General features: G+C 51.9%; 19 protein-coding genes, 3 tRNA genes and 1 pseudogene. 18 read left to right on the forward strand and 5 right to left on the reverse strand.

All coding sequences use genetic code 11. The features are described 5' to 3' along the window. Positions 1 to 49 precede the first annotated feature (49 nt). Together DW350_RS07610 and folD are read right to left on the reverse strand one after the other, a co-directional pair. Positions 50 to 835 carry an ion transporter gene (locus DW350_RS07610; RefSeq protein ID WP_115718292.1) on the reverse strand — a complete coding sequence of 262 codons (786 nt, stop codon included), beginning with the start codon at positions 833 to 835 and terminating at the stop codon, positions 50 to 52. Continuing rightward, positions 825 to 1,682 (reverse strand): bifunctional methylenetetrahydrofolate dehydrogenase/methenyltetrahydrofolate cyclohydrolase FolD, encoded by an 858-nt coding sequence (gene folD, locus DW350_RS07615; RefSeq protein WP_115718293.1) that lies wholly within the window; start codon positions 1,680 to 1,682, stop codon positions 825 to 827. Before folD ends, DW350_RS07610 begins: the two co-directional genes overlap by 11 nt. 161 nt (positions 1,683 to 1,843) lie before the next feature. Between folD and DW350_RS07620 the strand changes: the two genes are divergently transcribed. The 11 genes from DW350_RS07620 (at position 1,844) to DW350_RS07670 (ending at position 12,312) form a co-directional block, all read left to right on the forward strand. Continuing rightward, positions 1,844 to 1,920: transfer RNA gene (locus DW350_RS07620), tRNA-Arg, on the forward strand. Positions 1,921 to 1,928: 8 nt separating this feature from the next. After that, positions 1,929 to 2,004: transfer RNA gene (locus tag DW350_RS07625), tRNA-His, on the forward strand. A gap of 74 nt (positions 2,005 to 2,078) precedes the next feature. Further along, positions 2,079 to 3,206, forward strand: a complete 1,128-nt coding sequence (locus DW350_RS07630; RefSeq protein ID WP_115718294.1) for a GNAT family N-acetyltransferase — start codon at positions 2,079 to 2,081, stop codon at positions 3,204 to 3,206. Positions 3,207 to 3,426: 220 nt separating this feature from the next. Next, the gene (gene tig / locus DW350_RS07635) at positions 3,427 to 4,737 is read left to right on the forward strand and encodes a trigger factor (RefSeq protein WP_115720588.1); all 1,311 of its coding nucleotides are present in this window, start codon (positions 3,427 to 3,429) and stop codon (positions 4,735 to 4,737) included. A gap of 84 nt (positions 4,738 to 4,821) precedes the next feature. Beyond that, positions 4,822 to 5,433 carry an ATP-dependent Clp endopeptidase proteolytic subunit ClpP gene (gene clpP, locus DW350_RS07640; protein WP_115718295.1) on the forward strand — a complete coding sequence of 204 codons (612 nt, stop codon included), beginning with the start codon at positions 4,822 to 4,824 and terminating at the stop codon, positions 5,431 to 5,433. Between the two features lie 65 nt (positions 5,434 to 5,498). Beyond that, complete coding sequence (clpX, locus tag DW350_RS07645) at positions 5,499 to 6,770, forward strand: ATP-dependent protease ATP-binding subunit ClpX (protein WP_115718296.1); 1,272 nt, start codon at positions 5,499 to 5,501, stop codon at positions 6,768 to 6,770. A gap of 102 nt (positions 6,771 to 6,872) precedes the next feature. Next, positions 6,873 to 9,227 carry an endopeptidase La gene (lon, locus tag DW350_RS07650; protein WP_115718297.1) on the forward strand — a complete coding sequence of 785 codons (2,355 nt, stop codon included), beginning with the start codon at positions 6,873 to 6,875 and terminating at the stop codon, positions 9,225 to 9,227. A gap of 227 nt (positions 9,228 to 9,454) precedes the next feature. Then, on the forward strand, positions 9,455 to 9,727 hold the full coding sequence (gene hupB / locus DW350_RS07655) for a nucleoid-associated protein HU-beta (protein ID WP_115718298.1): 273 nt from the start codon (positions 9,455 to 9,457) through the stop codon (positions 9,725 to 9,727). Positions 9,728 to 9,784: 57 nt separating this feature from the next. Beyond that, positions 9,785 to 9,861 (forward strand) — tRNA-Asp (locus DW350_RS07660). A 61-nt stretch (positions 9,862 to 9,922) separates the two neighbouring features. After that, positions 9,923 to 11,812, forward strand: coding sequence for a peptidylprolyl isomerase (ppiD, locus tag DW350_RS07665; RefSeq protein ID WP_115718299.1), 1,890 nt, complete (start codon positions 9,923 to 9,925; stop codon positions 11,810 to 11,812). Between the two features lie 41 nt (positions 11,813 to 11,853). Beyond that, a complete protein-coding gene (locus DW350_RS07670; RefSeq protein ID WP_115718300.1) occupies positions 11,854 to 12,312 on the forward strand; it encodes a CreA family protein in 459 nt (152 codons plus the stop codon). A gap of 29 nt (positions 12,313 to 12,341) precedes the next feature. Here DW350_RS07670 and DW350_RS07675 read toward each other — a convergent pair whose 3' ends face one another. Next, on the reverse strand, positions 12,342 to 13,436 hold the full coding sequence (locus DW350_RS07675) for a methionine aminotransferase (RefSeq protein ID WP_264296857.1): 1,095 nt from the start codon (positions 13,434 to 13,436) through the stop codon (positions 12,342 to 12,344). A 141-nt stretch (positions 13,437 to 13,577) separates the two neighbouring features. On the opposite strand from DW350_RS07675, the gene DW350_RS07680 reads away from it, so the two are divergent. Genes DW350_RS07680 through DW350_RS19440 form a run of 6 tightly spaced genes read left to right on the forward strand, consistent with a single transcriptional unit; the run spans position 13,578 to position 17,669 of the window. Further along, a complete protein-coding gene (locus DW350_RS07680; protein WP_115718302.1) occupies positions 13,578 to 14,177 on the forward strand; it encodes a methylthioribulose 1-phosphate dehydratase in 600 nt (199 codons plus the stop codon). Continuing rightward, a complete protein-coding gene (gene mtnC / locus DW350_RS07685) occupies positions 14,174 to 14,848 on the forward strand; it encodes an acireductone synthase (RefSeq protein ID WP_115718303.1) in 675 nt (224 codons plus the stop codon). The genes DW350_RS07680 and mtnC overlap by 4 nt, the downstream gene beginning before the upstream one ends. Further along, on the forward strand, positions 14,845 to 15,375 hold the full coding sequence (locus DW350_RS07690) for a 1,2-dihydroxy-3-keto-5-methylthiopentene dioxygenase (RefSeq protein WP_115718304.1): 531 nt from the start codon (positions 14,845 to 14,847) through the stop codon (positions 15,373 to 15,375). The genes mtnC and DW350_RS07690 overlap by 4 nt, the downstream gene beginning before the upstream one ends. 52 nt (positions 15,376 to 15,427) lie before the next feature. Further along, positions 15,428 to 15,763, forward strand: coding sequence for an RHS repeat domain-containing protein (locus DW350_RS07695; protein WP_115718305.1), 336 nt, complete (start codon positions 15,428 to 15,430; stop codon positions 15,761 to 15,763). Continuing rightward, on the forward strand, positions 15,736 to 17,205 hold the full coding sequence (locus DW350_RS07700; RefSeq protein WP_115718306.1) for an RHS repeat-associated core domain-containing protein: 1,470 nt from the start codon (positions 15,736 to 15,738) through the stop codon (positions 17,203 to 17,205). Before DW350_RS07695 ends, DW350_RS07700 begins: the two co-directional genes overlap by 28 nt. 11 nt (positions 17,206 to 17,216) lie before the next feature. Further along, positions 17,217 to 17,669 (forward strand): hypothetical protein, encoded by a 453-nt coding sequence (locus DW350_RS19440; RefSeq protein WP_152032956.1) that lies wholly within the window; start codon positions 17,217 to 17,219, stop codon positions 17,667 to 17,669. Between the two features lie 1,017 nt (positions 17,670 to 18,686). On the opposite strand, the pseudogene mtnA reads toward DW350_RS19440, so the two are convergent. Further along, positions 18,687 to 19,652: pseudogene (gene mtnA, locus DW350_RS19615) on the reverse strand (S-methyl-5-thioribose-1-phosphate isomerase); the annotation flags it as partial. A gap of 120 nt (positions 19,653 to 19,772) precedes the next feature. Between mtnA and mtnK the strand changes: the two are divergent. After that, positions 19,773 to 20,942, forward strand: coding sequence for an S-methyl-5-thioribose kinase (gene mtnK / locus DW350_RS07715; RefSeq protein WP_115718308.1), 1,170 nt, complete (start codon positions 19,773 to 19,775; stop codon positions 20,940 to 20,942). 39 nt (positions 20,943 to 20,981) lie between these two features. Here mtnK and DW350_RS07720 read toward each other — a convergent pair whose 3' ends face one another. After that, the gene (locus DW350_RS07720; protein WP_115718309.1) at positions 20,982 to 21,749 is read right to left on the reverse strand and encodes a peptide ABC transporter ATP-binding protein; all 768 of its coding nucleotides are present in this window, start codon (positions 21,747 to 21,749) and stop codon (positions 20,982 to 20,984) included. Position 21,750: the final 1 nt, after the last annotated feature.

Here is a 21,750-nt window from a genome sequence, read left to right on the forward strand (position 1 = left end):
GCTCGCCCTTTTCGGACCTGTATCAAAAAAGACCGTAGTCGTTTTTTATTTAAAGCCTGGCGCCGCAGTGGCGACAAAAGCGTGAGTCGGGTTCGTGGCCTTCTCGGCCACAACTGGGGCAGGTTTTGCTGTAACGCTGTTTGGCCAGTTCGTTGGTTAAAATGCCGGTGGGTACCGCTATTACCGAATAGCCCAGTAGCATCACTACAGAAGCTAATGCCTGCCCAAGCGGTGTGTGAGGGCTGATATCGCCATAACCCACAGTGGTCATGGTCACAATGGCCCAATACATGCTGCGCGGAATACTGGTAAAGCCGTTTTCTGGCCCTTCGATAAGGTACATCAAGGCGCCAAACACCGTTACCAAGCCCAACAAAGAGGCAAAAAAGACAAAGATCTTCGGCCCAGATTGAATGATGGCTTGCACCAAGCGCTGCGAGGCGTTGGAGTACTCCATTAGTTTGAGAATACGAAAAACTCGCAGCACCCTTAAAATACGCACAATCAGCAAGGTACTGGCACCGGGTACCAGTAGCGCCAGGTATGTGGGGATGATCGATAACAAATCAACCAAACCATAAAAGCTAAACAGGTAGCGCCAGCGATTTTGTGCGCAATAAAAGCGGGCGAGATATTCGAGGGTAAAAAGGCCGGTAAAAAACCATTCAGCGGCGGCGAGTTCCACTTTCCATTGATGATGAATAGGCGCCACTGAATCGAGCATCACCGCCACCACGCTCACGACGATGGCGATGATAAGGCACAGGTCAAAGGCACGCCCACCGGGCGTGCTGTAACCAAAAATAATGTCGTTGAGCTTATCCTTAAGCGTCATGGAAACGTTCGCAGGCCTCCAAGGTGTTCTCCATTAGCGTAGCAACGGTCATCGGCCCAACGCCACCAGGTACGGGGGTAATAAAGCTGGCACGTTTGGCCGCTTCGTCAAAACCGATATCGCCGCGCAATTTGCCGTCGCTTTGGCGGTTAATGCCCACATCAATCACAATGGCGCCGTCTTTTACCCAGTCGCCGGGAATAAATTCAGACTTACCCACTGCCACCACCAAAATATCGGCGCGGCGCACATGGCTTTCTAAATCATGGGTAAAGCGGTGACAGGTGGTGGTGGTGCAACCTGCCAGCAGTAGCTCCAGCGTGGCGGGGCGGCCAACGATATTCGAGGCGCCAACAATGACGGCATGTTTGCCATGGGGTTCGTAATCAATCGACTCGAGCAGGGTAATAATGCCCTTGGGCGTGCAAGGGCGCAGCACCGGAATACGCTGGGCCAAACGGCCAACGTTGTAGGGGTGAAAACCATCAACGTCTTTGTCGGGGCGAATTTGTTCCAGTACTTTGGTGGCATCAATACCAGCTGGCAGTGGCAGCTGTACCAGAATGCCGTCAATGCTGGCATCGCTGTTCAGTTCATCAATTAAGCTCAGCAGCTCAGTTTCAGTGGTGGTGGCTGGCAAGTCGAATGATTTGGACAAGAAGCCCACCTCATCACAAGCCCGGCGTTTGGAGCCCACATACACTTGTGAAGCCGGGTCGGCCCCTACCAGTACTACCGCCAAACCGGGTTGACGTTTACCCGCAGCGCGGCGATCACTTACGGCGTTTTTGACTTTTTCGCGAACAGAAGCAGCAACCGCTTTGCCATCGATGATTTGAGCAGACATGCAGCAATAATCCTTCAGGAAATCGTTTTAATGAGCATAGGCGGGCATATTGTCGCAAAGAATAGGTACTTAGGCCATGTTCTCGTGGCAGTTGACCGGGCCTTGGCATCTTTGTATGATGCGCTCCGCTTTTCAGGCCACGAACTGTGTCTGAAGGATTTGCGCCCTTAGCTCAGTTGGATAGAGCAACGGCCTTCTAAGCCGTGGGTCACAGGTTCGAATCCTGTAGGGCGCGCCATTTCGATGGTGGGCGTAGCTCAGTTGGTAGAGCCCCGGATTGTGATTCCGGTTGTCGTGGGTTCAAGTCCCATCGTCCACCCCATCTGTTAAGTGTTTCCATTTCCCTCTTAAGTTGCTTAAGCTCATGGGCTTGTGTTCTTCACGCCATGTCGTCTTATGGAATGTCGTTTTATCAGCAGCCTGCAAGACATCCACGCTCAAATGTGGGATGCACTGGTGCCAGATGGCAACCCTTTTGTGCAGCACGGTTTTTTATCGGCGCTGGAAACAAGCGGCGCCGTAGGCCAGGGCACGGGGTGGCAGCCGCATCATCTGCTGATTTACCAAGGCCAAAACCTGATTGGCGCCATGGCGCTCTATGTGAAAAGCCATAGTTACGGCGAGTATGTCTTTGACCACGGCTGGGCACAGGCCTACCACCAACACGGTTTTGATTACTACCCCAAACTGGTGGCAGCCGTGCCTTTTACGCCGGTTGCCGGCCCGCGTTTATTGACTAAAGAGCCTTTTGATCTGGTGCAGCAACAAGCTGTTTATCAAGCGCTTAGTGATGAAGCTGTGCGCTTGGGCGCCTCGTCGTGGCATCTTTTATTCCCTCAAAAAAAGCCGCAGCAAATGCCCGGTATTGCCTTAAGAGAAGGCACGCAATTTCACTGGTATAACCGTGGCTATCAGCATTTTGACGACTTTTTGGCGGCTCTTAAGGCCCGAAAACGCAAAGCCATCAAAAAAGAACGCCAGCTTGCCACCGAGGGCCTTGTCATCAGGTTGATTGAAGGGCCTGATATCACCACCTCATTTTGGCAGCGCTTTTATCTTTTTTATCAGCGCACCTACCTTATTCGCAGTGGCCATAATGGTTACCTGCCCGAAGCTTTTTTTCTGACGGTGGGTGAAAAACTGCCGGAAAATGTGCTGCTAGCCGCCGCTTTTGACGGCGACGAAATGGTGGCCGCCTCGCTATTTTTTAAAGATAAAAACCGTCTTTATGGCCGCTATTGGGGAGCCCTGGCGGACTTTGACCGGCTGCATTTTGAGTGCTGCTATTACCAAGGCATTGAATATTGCATTGCCAATGGTCTTGAACATTTTGACGCCGGAGCCCAGGGCGAGCATAAAATTCAGCGCGGCTTTGAGCCCATTGCAACTTGGTCAGCACACTGGTTGGCCAATGCTGATTTCATGGATGCGGTATTTCGTTTTGTGAATGAAGAACAGCCGCTTGTTGAAGCCTACCGGCTTGAGCAAAAAGCGCTGCTGCCGTTTCGAGAATCCAGCCTCTAGCCAGCATCGTTGCTGCATTTATCGCCAGCTTTAACGCCCCTTCCTCGACTCTCTTGAAAACCGCCGCTATAATGGCGCGTCATTCTGTATGCCAAATGTCAGCCAGGCCTTGATTTGCCTGGGCTGCAAGAATATTGGGGCAGGGCTTTAGCCGTGCCTTTCAGTTAAAAAAGGCGCTGCACCGGCTGCGCCGATGATCACAATTTATCGAGGTAAAACGATGCAAGTTTCTGTTGAAACGACACAAGGCCTGGAGCGCCGCCTGACCATCACTGTGCCGGCTGACACCATTGACAGCGCTGTTGAATCTGGCCTGCGTGCAGAAGCCAAGCGCGCGAAAGTTGACGGTTTCCGTCCGGGCAAAGTACCTGCCAGCATCATCAAAAAACGTTACGGCCAAGCGGTACGTAACGACGTGACTCAACGTGTGGTTGAGCGTCACTTCATTGATGCCATCGTCAAAGAAAACTTGAACCCGGCTGGCGCGCCTAACTTTGAAATCACCAAAGACGAAACCGGTAGTGATTTCGAATTTACCGCCACTTTTGAAGTGTACCCACAGATCGAATTAAAAGGTCTGGACACAGTAGAAGTAGAAAAGCCGACCGTTGCGATTGGTGACGAAGACCTCGCCAAAATGCTGGAAACCCTGCAAAAGCAGCACGCTACTTGGAAAGAGTCTGACAAAGCCGCTGCTAATGGCGACAAAGTGACTATCGACTTTGTTGGTAGCATTGACGGTGAAGAATTCGAAGGTGGCAAAGCCGAAGGCTTTGAACTGCAACTGGGCCAAGGCCGTATGATCCCTGGCTTTGAAGATGCCATCATCGGTAAAAAAGCCGGTGAAGAGCTGGTAAGCGAAGTGACCTTCCCTGAAGATTACCACGCTGAAAACCTCAAAGGTAAAGCGGCCAGCTTCGCCATTAAAGTCACTAAGGTTGAAGAGCAAGAACTGCCTGAACTGACCGACGAGTTTGCGACTCGCTTTGGCGTTCAAGACGGCGGTCTGGAAGCCCTTAAAGCCGAAGTACAGAAAAACATGGAGCGCGAGCTCAACAATGTTCTTCGCAACAAAATCAAAGACCAAGTACTTGACGGCTTGATCAAAGCCAACGACGTTGAATTGCCTTCTGCCCTGGTTGCCCAGGAAGTTGACAACCTGCGTCGCCAGGCGCTTTCTCGCTTCGGTGGCAACGTAAACGCTGGCAACCTGCCTGAGCTGCCTGCTGAACTGTTCGAAGACCAAGCCCGTCGCCGCGTACAGGTTGGTTTGCTGCTGGGTGAAGTGATCCGCTCTGAAGACATCAAAGTTGATGACGCTCGTGTTCAAGAGCTGATCGCTAACCAAGCTTCTGCTTACGAAGATCCTGCTGAAGTCATCAAGTACTTCAACGAAAACAAGGAAACCATCGAGCAGATGCGTAACCTGGCTCTGGAAGAGCAAGCGGTTGACGCCGTATTAGCGAAAGCTAAGGTGACTGAAAAAGCAGCAGCTTTTGATGAAATCATGAACAACGGCGAGCAAGGCTAATTCCCGTCCGTTGACTTGCTTTCATAAAGCAACGTTATAATGGCTCGAGCAACCCTCGAGCCATTTTTCATTTCAGGACCCTTAATGAAGCTAAACGCCGAGAACAACCCGATGAATGCCCTGGTGCCGATGGTCATCGAACAGACCGCACGTGGGGAACGTTCCTTTGATATCTATTCCCGCCTGTTAAAAGAGCGTGTGATATTCCTGACCGGTCAGGTTGAAGACCAGATGGCCAATCTGATTGTGGCGCAGCTATTGTTCCTTGAGTCAGAAAATCCCGAGAAAGATATTCACATTTATATCAACTCGCCCGGTGGCTCCGTGACGGCTGGCATGGCGATTTATGACACCATGCAATTTATTAAAGCGGATGTGAGCACTGTCTGTATTGGCCAAGCGGCCTCTATGGGCGCGTTCCTGCTCGCCGGTGGTGCTAAAGGTAAGCGCCATTGTTTGCCGAACGCGCGGGTGATGATCCACCAACCTTTGGGTGGCTTTCAGGGCCAGGCCTCTGATATTGAGATCCATGCCAAAGAGATTCTGTTCATCAAAGACAGGCTGAATCGCCTGTTGGCTGAACATACCGGCCAACCGCTGGACACTATTACTCAGGATACCGATCGCGATCGCTTTATGACTGCCGATCAGGCGAAAGAATACGGACTTGTTGATTCCGTTCTTGTAAGCCGCTGATTTGGTCGTATCCTACAATAAAGAGAAAGCCGGGCAGGGAAGACCTGCACTGCATGAGGTAACCAATGACTGAAAGCACTAAAGGTGGTGGCGACGGCAAACTGCTGTACTGCTCCTTTTGCGGTAAAAGCCAGCATGAGGTCCGTAAGCTGATCGCGGGGCCATCTGTCTTTATCTGTGATGAATGCGTTGACTTGTGCAACGACATCATCCGCGAGGAGATAAAGGAAATTGCCCCCCGTCAGGCCAAGGACAGCCTGCCTGTGCCAAAAGAGATCCGAAGCCATTTGGATGACTTCGTTATCGGCCAGGATCATGCCAAAAAGGTGCTGTCTGTTGCTGTCTACAACCACTACAAAAGGTTGCGCAACCCCAGCCACGATGATGTTGAGCTTGGCAAAAGTAATATTTTGCTCATTGGCCCAACCGGTTCCGGTAAGACATTGCTGGCCGAAACCTTAGCGCGTCTGCTGGACGTGCCCTTCACCATGGCTGACGCCACCACCTTGACCGAAGCCGGTTATGTGGGTGAAGACGTAGAAAACATCATTCAAAAGCTGCTGCAAAAATGCGATTACGATATCGACAAAGCCCAACGTGGCATTGTTTATATCGACGAGATTGACAAAATTTCGCGCAAATCAGATAACCCTTCCATTACCCGTGATGTTTCCGGGGAAGGGGTACAGCAAGCGCTTTTGAAACTGATTGAAGGCACCGTTGCTGCCGTGCCGCCGCAAGGTGGCCGTAAGCATCCGCAGCAAGAGTTCTTGCAGGTTGATACCTCTAAGATCTTGTTTATTTGCGGTGGTGCCTTTGCTGGTCTTGATAAGGTTGTTGACGCTCGTACTGCCACCTCTAAAGGCATCGGTTTCGGTGCTGAGGTGAAAGGCGAAAAAGACAAGTCATCTATTTCTGAGCTGTTCCGCAAGGTTGAGCCGGAAGATTTGGTGAAATACGGCCTTATTCCTGAGTTCATTGGCCGTTTGCCTGTTGTGGCAACGCTGGATGAGCTTGATGAGTCTGCGCTGGTACAGATCTTGTCTGAACCTAAAAATGCCCTGACCAAGCAATATCAGGCCTTGTTCTCGCTGGAAGGCGCTGAGCTGGAGTTCCGCGACGACGCACTCAAAGCCATTGCCCACAAAGCCATGGAGCGCAAAACCGGTGCCCGGGGCCTGCGTTCTATTGTTGAAGGGGTGTTGCTTGACACCATGTACGAACTGCCCGGCGAAGAAAACGTCGAGAAGGTGGTGGTGGACGAAACGGTTATCAAAGGCGAATCTAAGCCAATTTTGATTTATCGTTCGGAAGATAAGGTCGCCTCTTCCAATTGATGGGGACTTGTAAAGAAAAAACGAGGCTACTGCCTCGTTTTTTCTTGAAATTGCTTATTGGTGTCCCCATCTTGAGCCTAACAGCTTCCCCTGGAGATCCGCATGACTCTAGAGCGTTCAGAACGCATAGAAATTCCCGTACTGCCACTGAGAGATGTGGTGGTCTATCCCTACATGGTGATCCCACTGTTTGTAGGGCGTGATAAATCCGTTAATTGCCTTGAAGCCGCGATGGCGCAAGACAAGCAGGTTTTCCTGGTCGCGCAAAAGGATGCTGAGCAAGACGACCCTGAGCTGGGTGACATCTACCCGGTGGGCACCGTTGCCACCATTTTGCAGATGCTCAAGCTGCCTGACGGCACCGTCAAGGTGCTGGTAGAAGGTAATCAGCGTGCTGAAATCAACAGCCTAGAAACCGCTGACGATTTTCTACACGGCGAAGTGACTTTCTTAGCGTCGCAAGGCATTGAAGAGCAAGAGCAGGAAGTGCTGGTACGCACAGCCATTAACCAATTTGAAGGTTACATCAAGCTCAATAAGAAGATCCCGCCGGAAGTGCTGACTTCGTTAAGCGGTATTGATGAACCGGCACGCCTGGCCGATACCATGGCGGCTCATATGCCTATCAAACTGGAAGACAAGCAAAAAGTGCTTGAAATCATTCCAGTCGGTGAGCGTATCGAATATTTGCTTGGCTTAATGGAAAGCGAAATCGATTTGTTGCAAATCGAAAAACGCATCCGTGGCCGCGTTAAAAAGCAAATGGAAAAAAGCCAGCGCGAGTACTACCTCAACGAGCAGATGAAGGCCATCCAGAAAGAACTGGGTGAGCTGGAAGATGCGCCTGATGAGTTTGAAGGCCTGCAAGCGAAAATTGACGAAGCCGGCATGCCGGAAGAAGTCAAAGCCAAAGCCAATGGCGAGCTTTCCAAGCTGAAGATGATGTCACCGATGTCGGCCGAAGCCACAGTGGTGCGTTCCTACATCGACTGGCTGGTATCGGTGCCGTGGTCGAAAAAAACCAAGGTTAAAAAGAACATCGCTAAAGCCGAGGAAGTGCTGGATGCTGACCATTTTGGCCTGGAGAAGGTCAAAGAGCGCATTCTCGAGTACCTGGCCGTACAAGCACGTTCCAGCAAGCTTAAAGGGCCTATCTTGTGCTTGGTGGGGCCGCCTGGGGTAGGTAAAACCTCTCTTGGCCAATCCATTGCCAAGGCGACTGGCCGCAAATACGTGCGGGTAGCGCTGGGCGGCGTGCGCGACGAAGCCGAAATTCGCGGCCACCGCCGCACTTACATCGGTTCTATGCCGGGCAAGCTCATCCAGAAAATGGCCAAAGTTGGCGTTCGTAACCCGCTGTTCTTACTCGATGAAATCGACAAGATGGCGTCTGATATGCGCGGAGACCCCGCTTCTGCATTGTTAGAGGTGCTGGATCCTGAGCAAAACGCCACCTTTGCCGACCATTATCTGGAAGTGGATTACGATTTGTCCGACGTGATGTTCGTGGCCACATCCAATTCGATGAATATTCCCGGTCCGCTTTTAGATCGGATGGAAGTTATCCGCCTATCTGGTTATACAGAAGACGAAAAACTGAACATCGCCCGTAACCACTTACTGCCTAAGCAAGTGAGTCGCAACGGTCTGAAAAAAGATGAACTGACGGTCGAAGACAGCGCTATTGTCGGCATCATTCGTTATTACACCCGTGAAGCCGGTGTTCGTAACTTAGAGCGCGAACTGTCAACGCTGTGCCGCAAGGCGGTGAAGAAGCTATTGCTGGAAAAAGACACTAAGCATGTCACCATTGATGGCGATAATCTGCACCAGTTCTTGGGTGTTATGCGCTTTGATTACGGCCGCGCCGATGACGAAAACCGTATTGGCCAAGTAACGGGCCTGGCCTGGACCGAAGTGGGCGGCGACTTGCTGACCATTGAAGCGGCCAGCGTACCAGGTAAAGGCAAACTCACTTACACCGGCTCTTTGGGCGATGTAATGAAGGAGTCTATCCAGGCGGCGATGACGGTTGTAAGGTCACGGGCCGACAAGCTGCGTATTAACAGCGATTTCCACGAGAAGCGTGATATTCATATTCACGTTCCAGAAGGGGCAACACCAAAAGATGGCCCTTCTGCCGGTATCGCTATGTGTACTTCACTGGTTTCTAGCTTGACCGGTAATCCGGTACGCAGTGATGTGGCCATGACCGGTGAAATTACGCTGCGCGGCGAAGTTTTGCGTATCGGCGGCTTAAAAGAAAAACTGCTTGCTGCCCACCGCGGTGGCATCAAGCATGTCCTTATCCCCTACGAAAATGAACGGGATCTGGAAGAAATCCCGGAAAACGTCAAACAAGACCTTGTTATTCACCCAGTAAAATGGATTGACGAGGTCTTGAAACTGGCGTTAGCCGAGGATCCGGCGGGCTTTTCACCACAAAGTGCGGCCTGATGACGACTTTTTGCGTCAGAGGGCTTTTCACTGGTGACCGCTCTGGTATAGCCTAAGCTTGGTCGCTAGGCTGGAGGGCCTGTTCTGTCAGGGTTTGCCGACTTAAAGAGCATGCTTTAGTATGCTTGCACTAGACAGGCAGGCTTGATATAAAAACCTCCGCTAGGCCGCAGTTTCTGGGAGATTTTGACTGCGGAGCAAAAATAACAATTGAAGGGGATGATATTGTGAATAAATCACAACTGATCGATAAAATTGCCGCAGGTGCTGATATTTCCAAAGCTGCTGCTGCTCGTGCACTGGACGCGTTCACCGACGCAGTAACTGAATCCCTGAAAGAAGGTGATTCTGTTGCTCTGGTTGGTTTCGGTACTTTTTCTGTACGTGAGCGTGCTGCACGTTCTGGCCGTAACCCTCAGACCGGCGCTACCATCAATATCGCCGCTGCTAAAATCCCGTCCTTTAAGGCCGGTAAAGCGCTGAAAGACTCCGTTAACTAAGACGCCTTGCCGGGGCGCAGCATAAGGCTACCGCCTTTTAAGCGCCTAGGAATGTGAGGAGTGGTAGTTCAGTCGGTTAGAATACCGGCCTGTCACGCCGGGGGTCGCGGGTTCGAGTCCCGTCCACTCCGCCAAAGCCAAAGGGCGCATCATCTACGGTGATGCGCTTTTTTTATATAAGAGAGACAAAACAACATGATGGAACAGATCCGGGAAGGGTCACAGAGCTGGATAGTTAAGATTATCCTTGGCCTCATAATCCTTTCCTTTGCCTTGACCGGTGTTTATTCCTACCTCAGAGGCGGATCAAGCGCCAACGACGCTGCTGAGGTCAATGGTCAATCCATCAGCCGTTCCGATCTTGAGCGTGCTTATCAGAACGAACGTTCGCGCATGCAAGAGCAAAACGGCGATATGTTCAGCAAGCTGGCCAATAACGACAGCTTCATTAAACAAATGCGCATGGGCGCTTTGCAGCAGCTGGTTAACCAACATTTGGTTGCCGATGCAGTAAAAGATATGGGCCTGCGTGTTTCTGACCAACAAGTTAAAGATGCCATTCGCAAGCTGGGTGCCTTTCAGGTTGACGGCAAGTTCGACAACGACCGTTACCTGGCAATTTTGAACGCCCAAGGGCTAACCCCCAGCCATTTTTCTGAACTGATGCGTGCCGATGTGGCTCGCCAGCAGTTTGTTGATGCTGTGCTGTCTACTGATTTTGTACTGCCGTCTGAAGCCAAGGCTATTTATGTGGCCAGCCGCCAGACCCGCGATATCCATAGCGCCACCGTGAAAGCGGCCGACTACATGGACAAAGTCAAAGTCAGCGATGACGAAGTTAAAGCGCGCTACGACGCCAAGCCGCAAGGCTTTATGGCGCCAGAGCAAATCGCCCTTAATTACGTTGAATTGTCTGCTGATGATTTAACGAAAGACGTTAAGGTTACCGACGCCGACATCGCTGCCTACTACAAAGACAACAGCAGTCAGTTTAAAAACCCTGAAAAGCGCCGCGCTTCGCACATCCTCTTTACCGGTAAAGACGCTAAAGCCAAGGCTGAAGCGGCGCTGAAGGAAATTCAGGGCGGTAAAGACTTCGCGGCGGTTGCCAAAGCGGAATCAACCGACAAGTTCAGCGCTGAAAAGGGCGGCGACTTGGGTTGGAGCCAGCAAGGCGTTTACGACAAAGCTTTTGATAAGGCCCTGTTTGCCATCAAGAAAGAAGGCGAAGTGGTTGGCCCTATCAAGTCCTCTTTTGGCTACCACCTGATTAAGCTGACCGGTATTCAGCCCGAAGCGGTTAGCCCCTTGGCGGATGTCAAAGGCGAAATCAAAGAGCAGTTAGCCAAGAAAAAGGCAGAAGACTTGTTCTATGACAAGCAAGACAAGTTAGAAAAACTGGCTTTTGAAAACCCAGATAGCCTGGAGGGTGCCGCTAAGGCCGCTGGCCTGACTGTTCAGCACACCAAGCTCTTTGCCCGCGATGATGCCCCGAAAGCGGTGAATTATCCGAAGGTACTGGACGCGGCTTTCTCTGACAGCGTTAAGCTCGACAAGGTGAACTCGGAAGTGATTGACGTCAGCAAAGACCACATCTTTGTTGTGCGTGCCAGTGACTACAAAGCCGCGCACCGTAAGTCCCTTGAACAGGTTAAAGATGAAATCACCAAAAACCTGCGTACCGAAAAAGCGCAAGATAAGGCAAAGGCCACTGCCCAAACCTTACTTGATAAGCTTAACGCCGGTGGTGATATCAGTGCTTGGCTGAAAGAGCAGGGCATTAACTTTGTTGAGTCTAAAGGCATTAATCGTCGTGACCAGAAACTGGCACCGGCTATCGTTCGCAGTGCTTTTGAACAAGACAAAGGCGCTAAGGAACTGGTCTCCTTAGGTAATGGTGACAGCGCCGTGGTGCAAGTTGATGCCGTGCATGCCTATAAGCCAACCGATGCTGACAAAGACATCATTGCCATGTGGCAAAAGCAGATGCAGCAGCAACGTGTGAACGAGGCTAACCGCCAGTTCATCGATGCCTTGCGAGAAACTGCCAAGGTCAAGATTTATAACCTTGACACTAACGGCTGATAAAAAACCCCGGTTCGCCGGGGTTTTCTTTTGGAGTCTTAATGAAAACTTTCACGCCGTTTTTGTGGGCCGCCGTGTTGTTATTGGCTGGCTGCCATGACGACAGCGCCCGGGTTTCCCTCGGCTGGTTTACCACTAAAGATGTGGTGGTCAATGGTTTTACCGACCCGAAGATCCCGGGTGTCACTTGCCATGTCGCCCATGTTGAAGATGATTTGAGCTTTTCTGACCCGTCGGACATGTCTATTGCCTGCCGCCAGACTGGGCCCATTACCAACGACATGATTAAACACATCGACAAGTCTAAATCCGGTGAAACCGTGTTTAAGGAGTCTTTGTCGGTACTCTTTAAGTCGCTAAAGGTCAGGCGTATTTGGGATGGTCAGCACCAAACGCTGATTTACCTGTCGTATTCGACCAAGCAAACCAAAGGCAGCACCCACCATGCTATTTCCACGGTGCCGCTTTATGGCACCAAAGCCTGGCAGCAAAGCCAATAAAAAAGGCCGCACTAAGCGGCCCTTTTTCTTTACATCTTGGCAAGCCGTCTTGCCGCTTCTTGCAGTGTTGCCTCTTCTTTGGCAAAGCAAAGGCGAATAAGACGCTGGCTCTTAGGCGGCGTTTCGTAGAACACGCTGACCGGTATCGCCGCCACGCCGGCTTCTTCAATCAGCCGCTGACAAAACTGAATATCGTCTTCGTCACTGATGGCGCTGTAATCAAGCAACTGAAAATAGGTGCCGTCGCACGGCAGTAGCTTAAAGCGGCTACCGGCCAGGGCGGCGCGCAGCACATCGCGTTTTTGTTGGTAGAAGGGCCCCAGGGCAAAGGTTTCTTCCGGCAATGCTTGCAGGTGCTCGGCTATGGCTTGCTGCAGGGGGTTAACGGTGCAAAAGGTAACAAACTGGTGCACCTTGCGAAGCTCGGCTGTCAGTTCAGCAGGCGCCACCACATAGCCAAGCTTCCAGCCGGTTAAATGAAAGCTTTTGCCAAAAGACGATACCACCAGGCTGCGCTCGCGAAGGGCAGGGTGGCTGTGCACGCTAACCGGCTGCTGGCCAAAATGAATAAACTCGTACACTTCATCTGACAGCACAAAAATATTGCGGCTTTCAATGGCTTGCCATAGTGCCTCAAGGTCAGCTTGCTGCCAGCAACTGCCGGTGGGGTTATGGGGCGTGTTCACCAATACCAAGCGGGTTTTATCATTGAGTAATTGCCGAAAAGCCTGCCAATTAGGGCGAAAATCTGGCGCTGTTAACACCAAGCGGCGGCAACGTCCCCCAGCCAGGGTAATAGCCGGCTCGTAAAGGTCGTAGGCGGGGTCAAACAGCACCACTTCATCGCCAGGGCGTACCAAGGCAGTGATAGCGTCAAATATCGCCTCAGAAGCGCCACTGGCCACCGTTATTTCGGTGTTGGTATCTATTTGGCGCTGATAATGGTTAGCGATAAGGTTGCCAATGGCTTGGCGCAGGGCCGGTAGCCCGGTCATGGGCGCATATTGGTTATTGCCGTGCAAAATTGCCTTAGCGGCGCGCTCTAACAACCGCTGGTCAGGGGCAAAGTCTGGAAAGCCCTGGGACAGGTTAATGGCCCCTTTTTCAGCAGCCAGCGCCGACATCTGAGTGAAAATAGTGGTGCCTACATGAGGCAGTTTTGAGCTGATGGTCACGGCAATTCTCGACCTAAAGAGTTTGGCGACAGGGTATCAGAATGCTAGGATTTGGCAACTTAGACGTCTATATGCCCAAACGGAGTGCCTATGTCCCGCCCGGGACTGATCCCAACCCTGCTGCATTATTGCAACGAAGCGGCTCGCCGCCATTGGCTGCCGGCCACCGGTGGCAACTTATCGGTGCGCGTTGATGACAACCATTGCCTTATTACCGCATCAGGCGTTGATAAAGCGAGCTTAACCGAAAAAGACTTGGTTACCGTCGACCTGGCCGGCAATGTGCAACAAGGGCCCAAACCCAGCGCCGAAACATTGGTGCATTGCGCGCTTTACGCCAGCGAACCGGCCATCAAGGCGGTATTTCATACCCATTCGCTGGCGTCGACCTTGTTGTCACGTAAAACCGCAGGCGACACCTTGTGGCTGGATGGCTATGAAATGCAAAAGGCGATCCGTGGCGTCAGCAGCCATCTTGAGCCGCTGGCCATTGCCTGTTTTGATAACACCCAAGACATGCCAGCCCTGGCTGATGCGATAAAAGCCCGCTATGCTGCCAAACCTTTTATTGGCGGCCTGCTGCTTAAAGGTCACGGCCTTTATGCCTTTGGCCAAAGCCCGGAAGAGGCCTGGCGGCACCTGGAAGGCCTGGAATTTTTGTTGCAATGCGAATGGGAGTGGCGCAAATGATAAAAGCCATCGTCATGGATGTGGAAGGTACCACCACCGATATTGAGTTTGTGCATAAGGTGCTGTTTCCATACGCGAAAGAGCGCATTGAGGCCTTTGTTAAGGCCCACCATAGCGAACCGCACGTGGCCGCGGCACTGAAAGCGGTCAGCACTGAAGCGGGCCTTGATGTCGACGACACCGACGGCCAAATTGCCGCGCTTATCCGCTGGATAGACGAAGATAAAAAAGTAACGCCCCTTAAAACCCTGCAAGGGCTGATTTGGCAACAAGGTTATGAACAAGGCGACTTTACCGGCCATGTTTACCCGGATGTGCCCGCCGCGCTTGCGGCTTGGCAAGCCAAAGGCTTGCGGTTAGCGGTGTATTCTTCTGGATCTGTTGCCGCGCAAAAACTGTTGTTTGGGCATTCTGATGCGGGCAATTTACAAGGCTATTTTGAGGCCAATTTCGACACCCGTATTGGCCACAAGCGGGAAGTGGATAGCTACTACAACATTGCCAATAAGTTAGCACTGCCGGCCGATGCCATTTTGTTTTTATCCGATATCAAAGAAGAGCTAGAAGCGGCCCAGGAAGCCGGCTTTCAGGTTTGTCAGCTGGTAAGACCTGGAACAACCGCTGCGCGGGGTTATCCTCTTGCTCACCACTTTGATGAGGTGACCCTATGACCACCCTGACCCTATGCAGTGAAAACGGCATTGAGCTTGGCAGCTGGGAAGATCGCACCATAATAAGCGACAAACTGGCCGCGTTAGGTATCGACTATCAATACCTCCCCACCCGTGATTTAACCGATCTCAACCCCGATGCGGTGATGAGCCAATACCAAGATGCTATCGATGAATGGCAGCAAAAAGGCGGCTATCAAAGCGTTGATGTGGTGTCTATTCAAGCCGATAACCCCAAAGCGCCCGAGCTTCGTCAGAAGTTTTTGGACGAGCACATTCATATCGAAGATGAAGTGCGCTTCTTTGCCGCCGGTAGCGGGGTTTTCTACCTGCATCTTAATCACCATGTCTATGCAGTAGATTGCACCGAAGGCGACTTTATTTCAGTGCCTGCCGGCACCCCTCACTGGTTTGATATGGGCGAAGCGCCTTACTTTGTGGCGGTAAGGCTCTTTACCAATCCCGACGGCTGGGTTGCCCAGCACACCGGTAACCCGGTCGCCGCAAACTTCATTGATGCGGCATGATAAAAAAGCGCCCTAGGGCGCTTTTTTATTTGATTGATATTTTTGTGGCACCTTGGTTCACAATATCGCCTATGACAGTTTCGATGTTTACGGAAACCTAAGCCACCGTGAAAACTTGGCAACAGGACTTTCTGAAGACTTTACCTATGATGCCTTGCAGCGTCTGACCAGCCGTAGCCTAGACACAGACAGCACCAGCCTGTCGGTAACTTACAGCTATGATGCCGCAGGCAACCTGACCAGCAAAAGCGACTATGCCAGCCAATATAGCTACGACAGCAGTAAACCCAATGCTGTAGCCAGCATCACCAAGCTAGATGGCAGCACCGCCAGTTTTTTACCTACGACGCCAGTGGCAATATGCGCAGCGGCGACGGTAGAACCGTAGTCTACAACGCTGAAAACAAACCCAAAGCCATCACCAAAAGCAGCGCATCTATCGGCTTTATTTATGGCGCCGATGGCGCGCGGGTAGAGCAAACCACCCTAACCAGCAACATTTTTTATGTTGATAAGGCGTATGAGTGGGATAGCGACGGCGCTTGGCGTGCCTATTTGAGTGATGTGGCTGTGGTGGGTAGCAGCAGTGCCGAAGGCAGCTATATTCGCTTTCTTTTAAAAGATGCGCTGGGCAGTACTGTGACCACGCTAGACCACAATGGCAGCGTAGCCAGCCGCCGCTACTTTGACCCCTTCGGGAAAGCGGGCGACGACCAAGGTAGTGAAAGCACTATTACCAGCCTGGACGGCGGCCGACTTATCAACCGCGGCTTTACCGACCACGAGCACTTAGACTCGGTGGCACTTATTCATATGAACGGCCGAGCCTACGACTACAACTTGGGCCGTTTTCTAAGTGTTGACCCCTTTATCCAAAGTCCTGACAACAGCCAAAGCTTTAACCCATACAGCTACATCATGAACAACCCACTGGCGGGGGTTGATCCGACGGGGTATCACCCCCAACGGAATATGTGCGATTTACCGTTGCCGTCAGGCATGTGCAGTAAAGGACTACCTATTAGTGGAGCTGGTGGTAATGATGTTCAGGTGGTTGACCAACGAGGTAGCAATGGCAATCAGGGTTCATCTGATGGCAATACACCTCAGCAAACGGAAACAGAAGACAACGGCAGTAAAAATGACAACGGTGGGTTGACCAATTCCGCCGGTTTTCATTACGTTGGAGGTAAAGGGGCAGGAGGTGCAAACGATCAAGGAGAATACTCTAAAACCTATTCAGCACCGTCAATACATTACGCTTCCGGTCTTTCAACCTTTGATAAGGTGCAGACCTTCTTTGATGGCTTAGGGATGACAGATATACCTTTTCTAAGCCAAGGGGCCGATATTGTCAGTGGTGGCATGTCAGTCATTACTGGTGATTGGAAAGGTGCAATGCTTTCTGGCATTGGCATGATCCCTTTATTTGGGGAAGAGGCTCTAGCTGCAAAGATAGGTTCTCGGTTGGAGCGTGCATCCAAAGAAGCTGATAAAGTAGAGGATATTGCGGAGGGGGTTACAAAGAGAGGGCCGCTTCCAAACGGCGGTAATGCGAAGCCTCATGGAAATGCCAACCATAATAGTGCGATTGATAATCGCGTAGGTGAGTTGAAGCAAGATTCGTCGGTTTCGAATATTCGCAAAAACCAACAGCAGGTTGATGTGAACGGCAATAAAGTTGGTACTAATAGGCCGGATATTCAGTATGACCAAGGTGGGTGTCATTACTGCGTTGAGTATGATCATGTGCCTAGAAACAGTACTCGACACGGTGACAAAATAAGCGCCAATGACCCCAATGTAAAAGTTGAGTTAAACCTTTTGTGATTGGATGTGAGATGGCAGAACAAGTAAATGCACTAGAGCTATTAAATGATCTTGATGGCTCTGGCTCAGATAAAGAGTTTTACGCAATTAATGAACTTAGGATGCTTGGAAACGAGCTTCCGAAGTTGTTGTTAGATAAATACAGGACTGCTAGAAAATGGCAGGTTCGAAGCTCTTGCGTTTATCATTCAATTCGCTATGCAAGATCATCAAATGAAGCCGTTGAGTTAGGTGTGATAGCGCTTGCGGATAAATCTTATGCAGTTCGTTATAGGGCTTGTATGTTACTGGCCTATTCGCTTGATATGAATGTTTTATCAAGTTTAAAGCAACTGGAAAACATTACCTCGCATGAAGAAACCCTACTTGATATTCGTGCAGCTATTGATGCTATTGAAAATCAGAACAGTGATTATTTTGTTGATCGAGCTCACTCAGGAAATATGAAATTAAGAGTCAACTAAGCCCGCAGCGAAGATAAAAAAAGATAAAAAAGTAAGATAAAAGATAAAAAGGACATCCATCTTCTGATTAACCAAAAAGCCACTTTTCGAATTGCGTCGGCAGTGGTGTATTCGTCAGCCTTTTAGGGTGTTTGCTTTGGTCTGGTGGTGATTTTTTAATAAAACGCAAGTTCCAGGCGAGCGAGACTATCAGCGACTGCTGAGGGTGTGTGAGTGTGGTGGCGTGAGGGCTTTACTTTATCCCTTAGCCGCTTGTCTGCCAGAGTCCTGACTGTCGCATAGGCTGTAACTTACCCCAATAAAAAAGCGCCCTTGGGCGCTTTTTTATTGGCAGTAATTGCCGGTGGGAATAACAGCTATTACTTTGGCGTGGCTGCCTTTGGGCAGGACAAATTCGGCCGGGCCAACTTCGGAAGCGCCGATGTTGTAGTTATAGGTGTAACCGAGGCGCGTCCAGGGAAAGCCGTTCGCCTGGTAAGAGGCGGCTACCTGATTGGCGTACCAGCCTTTATAGGCTGCAGAGACGCCTTTAGGGAAATCGGCGCTGCAGCGCTGCTTGCTGGTGTCGGGGTCGGCGCAGGGGCGAAATAGGTTTTTGGCGTTAACTTCTAAAATCACAAAGTCGCGCACCTCACCCGGTACTTGGTGAAGCCCGAGTAGTGCTTGGGTTTGGGGCACTTTGTCTTGATAGGTGCGGCAAAGCCGTTTTACGGCGCCATCAAGGGTGACCCAGGTGTCGCCCCAGCTGTTAGTGATGTAGCGGCCTTGGGGAAAGCTGTTTGGATACTTGCTCCAGGTCACCACCTTAATCATGCCTTTGCCGGGGCTTGGCAATGGCACGGCTTCGCCGGGTTCTATCACGGCGGCATCAGCAAGGGCTGCCTGGTAGCGGTCAGCGAGGTTGGGGGCGGTGCATCGTTGCTGGCGCAGCCGGCCAGCAACAGCAAGGGAAGGGCAAACCAGAGTCCTTTGGTCATGATTCCTGTCTCTTGATTTAGTGAGTAAAAGCCTCGGGTCGGTAATAAGTCCCCGGTCCGTTATCCAGCCACTGATAAGCGCAGCGGGCGTCACGTCAAAACCTGGATTGTAAGTCGCTGTTCCTTCAGGAGCCAGTTGTTTACCGCCAAGGCGTAATAGTTCCTCACTTGGCCGCTGCTCGATAGGAATAGCGCTGGCGCCAGCGCAGGCGCTGTCGACGGTGGTCCAAGGGGCGGCAATATAAAACGGCACCCCATAATGCTTGGCAACAACCGCCAGCATCAAGGTGCCCACTTTATTGGCGGTGTCGCCGTTAGCGGCAATGCGGTCAGCGCCCACTATCACCAAATCCACCTGGCCTGACGCCAGCAAGCTGGCCGCAGCGCTGTCGGGTTGCAGTTTATGGGCAACCCCTGCCTCTTTAAGCTCGAAGGCGGTTAGCCGTGAGCCTTGCCCCAAGGGCCGGGTTTCATCCACCCACACAAAGGGATTAAGGCCTTGTTCTTGGGCTTTGGTGATAACCCCAAGGGCGGTACCACGGCCAGCGGTAGGCAGGCCACCCGTATTGCAGTGGGTTAGCACCCGGCTATTGGCGGTAAAAAGCGCCAGGCCATGTTGGCCAATACGCTCGCAAAGCGCCACATCTTCATCAAAAAGCGCAATGGCTGCCGCTTCGATGGTGGCGGCGTCTTTGTCTAACAGCGGGTTCAGGCGGTCTAACAGGTTCATCAGGTTAACCGCTGTTGGCCGACTGGCCCTTAACGCTGCGCTAACCGCCGCTAAGGTTTGTGGGTCGCTGCCGGCCTTGGCCAGTACTGCCAGATATAACACCGCCGCCACGCCAATCAAGGGCGCGCCGCGAATGGCCAAGCTTTGAATAAGCGCCACCAGATGCTCGGCGCTTTCTACCTCAACCCAGCGTTTCTCGGCGGGAAGGGCGCGCTGGTCAAGAATGGTCAGGGTGGCGTCTTGATAACGAAGGGCTGTGGCAATTCTTTCGGTCATAGCGGCTTGGCTTTGGTGTAAAAAGCGCATTTTGCCATTTCTAAAAAGAGAGGTGTAGACGTCTAAACGTTTTTACGTTTAAATTGCCGCACTTTGCATTCAGATCTCCGGAGTCGAGCCATGCCTTACCAGGCTTTTGATAGCGCCGCTGCAATTGCTTTTGCCAAACAACGCGGCTTTTTACCTGCCGAGGCTGACGTGCATTGCCGGGAAATAGGCGACGGTAACCTGAACCTGGTGTTTCATCTTTCCACCAGCGATAAAAGCCTCATCATCAAGCAGGCACTACCTTATGCGCGCTGCGTGGGCGAGTCTTGGCCGCTGAGCCTTGAGCGGGCCCGTATTGAAGCGCAGGTGCTACAAGCCCACGGCAAAGTGGCGGCTGACTGGGTAGTGAAGGTGCTGGACTTTGACCTTGAACAGTACGCCATGGTGGAAGAAGACCTAAGCCACCTGCAATTGCTGCGAAAGCGCCTTATCAACAGTGAAAAAGTGGCGGCGATGGGCCAGAACCTGGCTGACTACCTGGCGCAAAGCCTTTACGCCTATTCAGATTTTGAGCTGGACCCTAAAGCGAAAAAAGCGCTGGTAAGCCAGTTCATCAACCCTGACTTGTGCCTTATTACCGAAGACTTGTTCTTCACCGACCCTTACCGCGAGCACGAGCGTAACGACATTTTTCCGGCAAGCTTGGCCACCGCTATCGCCTTTCGTGAAGACGACGCGCTGCTGGCACAGGTTGCCGAGCTTAAAGCACGCTTTTTATCTTGCCCGCAAACCTTGCTGCATGGCGACGTGCACGCCGGTTCGGTGTTTTCGGGCCCTGGCGAGCTAAAAGTGATTGACGCAGAATTCGGCTTTTTCGGGCCAGTGGGTTTTGATGTGGGCTCGGTGATTGGCAACCTGCTGCTGGCCTGGTGCCGCCATCACACCTTGGGTAATAGCGACTATGCCGCCTGGCTGGAAAGCGAACTGCTTAGCTTCTGGCAGCGCTTTGAAAGCCGTTTTAGCGTCTTATTGCAAGGCAGCAAGGATGTGGCGTTAGCGAATGCCCGTTATCAGCAACGCTTCGTGGCGAAGGTGCTGGATGACACCATCGGCTACGCCGGTTGCGAGCTTATTCGCCGTACCCTGGGCCTTGCCCACGTTGCTGACCTTACCAGCCTTGAAGAGGGCCCGCGGGCCGCAGCCGAGCAAAAAGCCCTGAGCCTTGGCCGAAGCTTGATTTTGGCAAGCGAGCAGCGCTGTGATATCGCGCTTATTCCGACGCTGTTAAAGACATTTGCCTAACGGCAATGACATAAAAAAGGCCGCTTAAAGCGGCCTTTTTTAGTTGCCCAGTAAGTTTTGGGCCATCAGCATGCGGCGCGTCACTTCGTGCTGCGGGTCGCTAAACACCTCAAGGGTGGGGCCCCTTTCCACAACTTCACCGTGGTGCATCACCAACACTTGGTCAGAAATGTGTTTCACAATGCCCATGTTGTGGGACACAAACACGTAAGAGAGCTGCTGTTTGCGCTGCTCATCGAGCATGAAATTCAGAATTTGCCCCCTCAGCGATACATCAAGCGCCGCCAAGGCTTCGTCACACACCAGTACCTTCGGGTTTAATATCAGCGCCCGGGCCAGGGCCACGCGCTGTTTTTGGCCGCCGGAGATCATGTGCGGGTAGTAGTCGGCGTGCTCGCCTAAAAGGCCAACCCGCACTAAGGTGGCTTCGATTTTGGTCAGTCGCTCACTGGCATTGAGTTCGGTATTGAGCTTTAACGGCTCTTCGAGCTGACGGCCGATGGTGACCCGGGGATTTAAGGTGGTGGATGGGTCTTGGAAGATCATTCTAATCGACCGGCACGAGTCCGCCGAGTGTAGTGCCAGCGGTTTGCCGTTAAGTTTTACTTGCCCCGAGCTTGGTCGTTCGGCGCCCACCAACAATTTGGCCACCGTGGTTTTACCGGAGCCGGTTTCGCCGACAATGGCCAGGGTTTGCCCCGCTTCCAAGTCAAAGCTCAAAGGCGCCACCGCTTGCATTTTCTCGGCCTTGAACAGCCCACGGCTAGTGTAGCTTTTCGACAGGTCGCTAACTTCTAATAGCGCCATC

The organism is Gallaecimonas mangrovi (genome assembly GCF_003367375.1).
Taxonomy (GTDB): domain Bacteria; phylum Pseudomonadota; class Gammaproteobacteria; order Enterobacterales; family Gallaecimonadaceae; genus Gallaecimonas; species Gallaecimonas mangrovi.

Coding starts and splice junctions, on each gene's coding strand:
- DW350_RS07610 (WP_115718292.1), bottom strand. CDS start 835: ATGACGCTTAAGGATAAGCTCAACGACATTATTTTTGGTTACAGCACG.
- folD (WP_115718293.1), bottom strand. CDS start 1,682: ATGTCTGCTCAAATCATCGATGGCAAAGCGGTTGCTGCTTCTGTTCGC.
- DW350_RS07630 (WP_115718294.1), top strand. CDS start 2,079: ATGGAATGTCGTTTTATCAGCAGCCTGCAAGACATCCACGCTCAAATG.
- tig (WP_115720588.1), top strand. CDS start 3,427: ATGCAAGTTTCTGTTGAAACGACACAAGGCCTGGAGCGCCGCCTGACC.
- clpP (WP_115718295.1), top strand. CDS start 4,822: ATGAAGCTAAACGCCGAGAACAACCCGATGAATGCCCTGGTGCCGATG.
- clpX (WP_115718296.1), top strand. CDS start 5,499: ATGACTGAAAGCACTAAAGGTGGTGGCGACGGCAAACTGCTGTACTGC.
- lon (WP_115718297.1), top strand. CDS start 6,873: ATGACTCTAGAGCGTTCAGAACGCATAGAAATTCCCGTACTGCCACTG.
- ppiD (WP_115718299.1), top strand. CDS start 9,923: ATGATGGAACAGATCCGGGAAGGGTCACAGAGCTGGATAGTTAAGATT.
- DW350_RS07670 (WP_115718300.1), top strand. CDS start 11,854: ATGAAAACTTTCACGCCGTTTTTGTGGGCCGCCGTGTTGTTATTGGCT.
- DW350_RS07675 (WP_264296857.1), bottom strand. CDS start 13,436: ATGTCGGCGCTGGCTGCTGAAAAAGGGGCCATTAACCTGTCCCAGGGC.
- DW350_RS07680 (WP_115718302.1), top strand. CDS start 13,578: ATGTCCCGCCCGGGACTGATCCCAACCCTGCTGCATTATTGCAACGAA.
- mtnC (WP_115718303.1), top strand. CDS start 14,174: ATGATAAAAGCCATCGTCATGGATGTGGAAGGTACCACCACCGATATT.
- DW350_RS07690 (WP_115718304.1), top strand. CDS start 14,845: ATGACCACCCTGACCCTATGCAGTGAAAACGGCATTGAGCTTGGCAGC.
- DW350_RS07700 (WP_115718306.1), top strand. CDS start 15,736: ATGCGCAGCGGCGACGGTAGAACCGTAGTCTACAACGCTGAAAACAAA.
- DW350_RS19440 (WP_152032956.1), top strand. CDS start 17,217: ATGGCAGAACAAGTAAATGCACTAGAGCTATTAAATGATCTTGATGGC.
- mtnK (WP_115718308.1), top strand. CDS start 19,773: ATGCCTTACCAGGCTTTTGATAGCGCCGCTGCAATTGCTTTTGCCAAA.
- DW350_RS07720 (WP_115718309.1), bottom strand. CDS start 21,749: ATGGCGCTATTAGAAGTTAGCGACCTGTCGAAAAGCTACACTAGCCGT.